At 70.4% G+C, this 4,841-nt stretch carries 3 protein-coding genes; 1 reads left to right on the top strand and 2 read right to left on the bottom strand.

Translation table 11 applies throughout. The features are described from left to right. The coding region (locus tag VJR25_RS08370; RefSeq protein WP_324114488.1) for a GspE/PulE family protein at positions 1-1,050 on the bottom strand (1,050 nt) is incomplete at its 3' end. Between the two features lie 164 nt (positions 1,051-1,214). Further along, positions 1,215-3,773 (bottom strand): alpha-glucan family phosphorylase, encoded by a 2,559-nt coding sequence (glgP, locus tag VJR25_RS08365; RefSeq protein WP_324114486.1) that lies wholly within the window; start codon positions 3,771-3,773, stop codon positions 1,215-1,217. Positions 3,774-3,929: 156 nt separating this feature from the next. Here glgP and VJR25_RS08360 point away from each other — a divergent pair. After that, positions 3,930-4,841: NAD(P)-dependent oxidoreductase (locus tag VJR25_RS08360; protein ID WP_324114484.1), on the top strand; the 912-nt coding region annotated here is incomplete at its 3' end.

The raw sequence follows: 4,841 nt of genomic DNA, 5'->3' as shown, positions 1-4,841 counted from the left end.
GCGGTACTCGACCGGGTCTTCGACGGTGATCACGTTGATCGCCGGGTTGGCGACCGTGCGCAGCGCGGTGTACAGCGTCGTCGACTTGCCGGAACCCGTCGGGCCGGTGACGAGCACCATGCCGTGCGGGCGGGTGATGGCCTCCGTGAAGCGCTGCTCGTTGAACGACGAGAAGCGCAGGTCGCGCATGGTCAGCAGCTGCCCGGAGGTGTCCAGGATGCGCATGACGATCTTCTCGCCCCACACCGTCGGCAGAGTCGCGACACGAAGGTCGATCGTGCGGCCGTCGTGCGTCACGCTGAGCCGGCCGTCCTGCGGCTTGCGCCGCTCGGCGATGTCGATCGACGACATGATCTTCAGACGCGAGATGACGCCGTCCTGGATCGCCCGGTCGGCCTTCTGCATCTCGTGCAGCACGCCGTCGATGCGGTACCGCACCGTGAGGTGCCGTTCGCCGGGTTCGATGTGGATGTCGCTCGCACGGTCGTTGATGGCCTGCGTGATGAGCAGGTTCACGAAGCGGATGACGGGGGCGTCGCTGTCCTGCTCGTCGAGCGACGACGCGAAGATGCCGACGTCGCTCGCGTTCGCGGTCTCGCCGATCTGCTCGGAGAGGTCGCTCAGCTCCTCGTCACTGCGCAGGTAGCGGTCGAAGGCCTGACGGAGTGCGTCCATGGCGACGACCACGGGCTCGACGTGCATGTCGGTGACGCTCGTGACGTTGTCGATCGCGATGATGTCGGTGGGATCGATCATCCCCACGACGAGGGTGTCGCGCACCTGCTCGAGCGGAAGCAGCTGGTGGTTGCGGCACAGACTCCCCGGCACGAGGCTGATCACGGTGGGGTCGAGCGTCATCCGGCTGAGGTCGACGAACCGGGTGCCGGTATGCAGCGACACGGCCTCGGCCACCTGGGTGTCGGTCACGAGGCGCGCGCTGACCAGCTGCTGCGCCAGATCGTTGCCGTCGCCGAACTCCGCGATCGCGTGGGACATGTCCGCCGCCCGGACCGCGCCGGTCAGCACCAGCGTCTGCGCGAGACCTCTCACGATCGTTCCCCCTCCCGAAACGGGTTCCCCGTCCACCCCTCGAAGCCCCACCCTACGGGGGCTTCTCGGACTCGTCACGTGGACTGCCTCAGTCTTTCGTGAATCCTGAGCAATCCTTGACTTTACGCCTCGCAGAGGCGTTCGGGGAGGCCGGGGAGCGCGTGTCAGGACGCGTAGGTCACGAGCCCGAGCTCCACGGGGGAGACCAGCAGCGGATGCGCCGGCACGACCCGCACGGTGTAGCCGAACGACCCCGTCACGGTGAGCGGCTGCACGCAGCGGAACACCGTCAGCCCGTCGTCTCCGGTCGGCCCTGCCGGCTCCAGCCGCGTGGAGCTCGTGTCCACCAGCCGGTCGTCCTCGTCGGTGTTGCCGGTGACGAGCTCGACCGCCACGTCATCCGCCGACAGCCCCGCCAGGTGCACGGCGGCCCGCACTTCGAGCAGGTCGCCCGCCTGAGGCTGCTGCGGGATGCCGGACTGGTCGACGTGCGCGACACCGACGCCCCGCCACGCCGCCCGCACCCGTCCGATGTACGCGGCCAGCTCCCGGGCCCGGGCGTGGTCGTCCGCGCGCAGCGCGGCATCGCGGGCCGCGGCCGGGGCGTACAGGTGCGTCACGTAGTCGCGCACCATCCGGTCGCTCGTGGCGCGCTTTCCGAGCTCGGTCATCGTGTGCCGCACCATGGCCATCCACTCGCGCGGGATGCCGTCCTCGCGGTTGTAGAACGCCGGCACCAGCCGGTGCTCGATGAGGTCGTACAGAGCGGATGCCTCGGCATCATCCCGCTCCGTGTCGCTCGAGGCGGTGTCGGCCGTGGGGATCGCCCAGCCGTTGCGGCCGTCGAACCACTCGTCCCACCAGCCGTCGAGGATCGACAGGTTGAGGGCGCCGTTGAGCGCCGCCTTCATGCCCGACGTGCCGCACGCCTCGAGCGGCCGCAGCGGGTTGTTCAGCCACACGTCGCATCCCGGGTAGAGCGTCTTCGCGAGCGTGATGTCGTAGTCCGGCAGGAATACGATGCGCCCGCGCACGGCCGGGGTGCGGCTGAACGCGACGAGCTGCTGGATCAGGATCTTGCCCGAGTCATCCGCCGGGTGCGACTTGCCGCCGATGACGATCTGCACCGGCCGCTCCGGGTCGGTGAGGATCTTCGTCAGCCGCTCCGGGTCGCGCAGCATCAGCGTGAGGCGCTTGTAGGTCGGCACGCGGCGCGCGAACCCGATGGTCAGCACGTCCGGGTTCAGCAGGTCGTCGATCCAGGCCGGCGCGACGGGGGAGGACTGCAGAGCGGATGCCGCCACCCGTCGCCGCGCTTCGGCAACGAGCTCGCGCTTCATCTCGTACCGCACGCCCCACAATTCCTCGTCGGAGACGCGGGCGTGGTCGGTCCAGTCGTGGGTCGGCACCGCCGAGTCGCCGAAGGCGTCCTCGCTCAGCTGCTTGAGCCGCCCGTGCACCCACGTCGGCCCGTGCACGCCGTTCGTGATCGACGTGATCGGAACCTCGTCGGTGTCGACGCCCGGCCACAGCTGCCCGAACATGCGCCGGCTGACGTCGCCGTGCAGGCGCGAGACGCCGTTCGCGTGCTGGCCGAGATGCAGTCCGAGCACCGCCATGTTGAAGACGCCGCGGTCGCCGCCGTCGTAGTCCTCGAGGCCGAGTGCGAGAGCGCGCTCCGGGTCGAGCCCGCGGAACAGCGCGCTCGACAGGTACGCGGCGATGAGGTCCCGCGGGAACCGGTCGATGCCGGCGGGCACCGGGGTGTGCGTGGTGAAGACGGTGGATGCCCGCACCTGCGCGAGCGCTTCGTCGAACGAGAGCCCGGCGCAGGTGAGGTACTCCGACATCCGCTCGAGGCCCTGGAACCCGGCGTGCCCCTCGTTGGTGTGGTACACGTCCGGGGTGGGGCGGCCGGTCGCGGCGCTGAACGCGCGCACCGCGCGCACGCCGCCGACGCCCAGCAGCAGCTCCTGCAGCAGCCGGTGCTCGCCGCCGCCGCCGTACAGGCGGTCGGTGACCCGGCGCATCTCCTCGGTGTTCGAGGGGGTCTCGGCATCCAGCAGCAGCAGCGGCACGCGCCCGATGTCGGCGATCCAGATGCGTGCGGCGAGGCGCCGGTCGCCGGGCAGGTCGAGCGCGATCTCCACCGGGGCTCCTGCGGCATCCCGCAACAGCGTCAGCCCGAGACCGTACGGGTCGAGCACCGGGTAGCTCTCGCGCTGCCAGCCGTCGTCGCCGATCGCCTGCCGGAAGTAGCCGGCCCGGTAGAACAGGCCGACGCCGGTGAGGGGCACGCCCAGGTCGCTCGAGCTCTTCAGGTGATCGCCGGCGAGGATGCCGAGACCGCCGGAGTACTGGGGGAGCGACCCGTCGACGCCGAACTCGGGGGAGAAGTACGCGATGTGCGCGGGCTTGTCGCCCTCGTGGCGCTGGAACCACCGGTCGCCGGTGAGGTAGTCGCTGAGGCGATCGTCCTCCTCCTGCACCCGGCGCACGAACTCGTCGTCCTCTGCGAGCTGGTCGAGGCGCTCCTGGCCGATCGCGCCGAGCATCTGCACCGGGTTCTCGCCGACCTCCACCCAGAGGTCGGGGTCCATCGAGGCGAAGAGGTCATGCGGCGTCCGCGACCACGACCAGCGCCAGTTCGAGGCGAGACGGTCCAGTGCGGAGAGCGATTCGGCGAGGACGGGGCGGACGGTGAACGTTCGGAGGGCCTTCACCCTCAGGAGTCTAGGGGCGAGCCGGTCCGGGGCCGCAAGAGCGGATTTCGTTCATGACGCCGGCCCTGCGCGTGGGAGCGTTGCCGCGCGCTCATCGGGTGCCTAAGGTGGCCAGCAGCGGGCTTTCGCGCGCCCGTACGACCGAAGGAGGCCGGGATGTCGCAGATCGCCTGGATCGGGCTCGGGCACATGGGCACGCCGATGACCGCCAACCTGGTCGCGGCCGGCCACACCGTACGCGGCTACGACCTCAGCTCCACCGCGTGCGAGGCGGCGGCCTCCCACGGGGTGCAGATCGTGAGCAGCATCGCGAAGGCACTCGACGGCGCCGAGGCGTGCTTCACCTCGCTGCCGATGCCCGCCCACGTGCACGAGGTGTACTCCGACGAAGAGGGCATCTGGGCGCACGCCGACTCCGGCACCCTGCTGCTCGACACCTCCACGGTCGACATCGCGACCTCACGCTGGTGCCACGACGAGTCGACGAGGCGCGGGTTCTCGTTCGTGGACTCGCCGATCTCCGGCGGCACGGCCGGCGCCGAAGCGCACTCCCTGACGTTCATGCTCGGCGGCGAGAAGGATGCCACGGCCCGCGCCCACGAGTTCGTGAAGGCCATGGCCGGGCACGTCATCGACTGCGGCGGCCCGACCGCCGGCATCGGCTCGAAGCTCGTGAACAACATGATGCTGTTCATCGACATGCTCGCCGTCGCCGAGGGCTCGCAGCTCGCCGAGCAGCTCGGCCTCGACCAGCAGGTGTTCTGGCAGGTCGCCGACTCCTCGTCCGGCCAGTCCTGGCCGCAGCGCACGTGGTGGCCGGCGCCGGGCGTCGTGCCCACCGCCGCCGCGAACCACAACTTCGACGCGACGTTCTCGGTGAATCTCGCCCGCAAGGACTGCTCCCTCGCCGTCGCCGCCGGCGACGAGGCCGGCGTCCCGCTGCCCGCCGCCAACCTCGCCCTCGCCCAGCTCGACGAGCTCGTCGCCCGGGGACTCGGCGACAAGGACACCTCCCTCATGACCCTGTTCGCCGTCCCCGAGGGCAAGTCCCTGCGCGGCTACACCCCC

The organism is Microbacterium sp., assembly GCF_035277845.1.
Lineage (GTDB): Bacteria > Actinomycetota > Actinomycetes > Actinomycetales > Microbacteriaceae > Microbacterium.
This window is presented reverse-complemented; position numbering and strand designations above follow the sequence as displayed.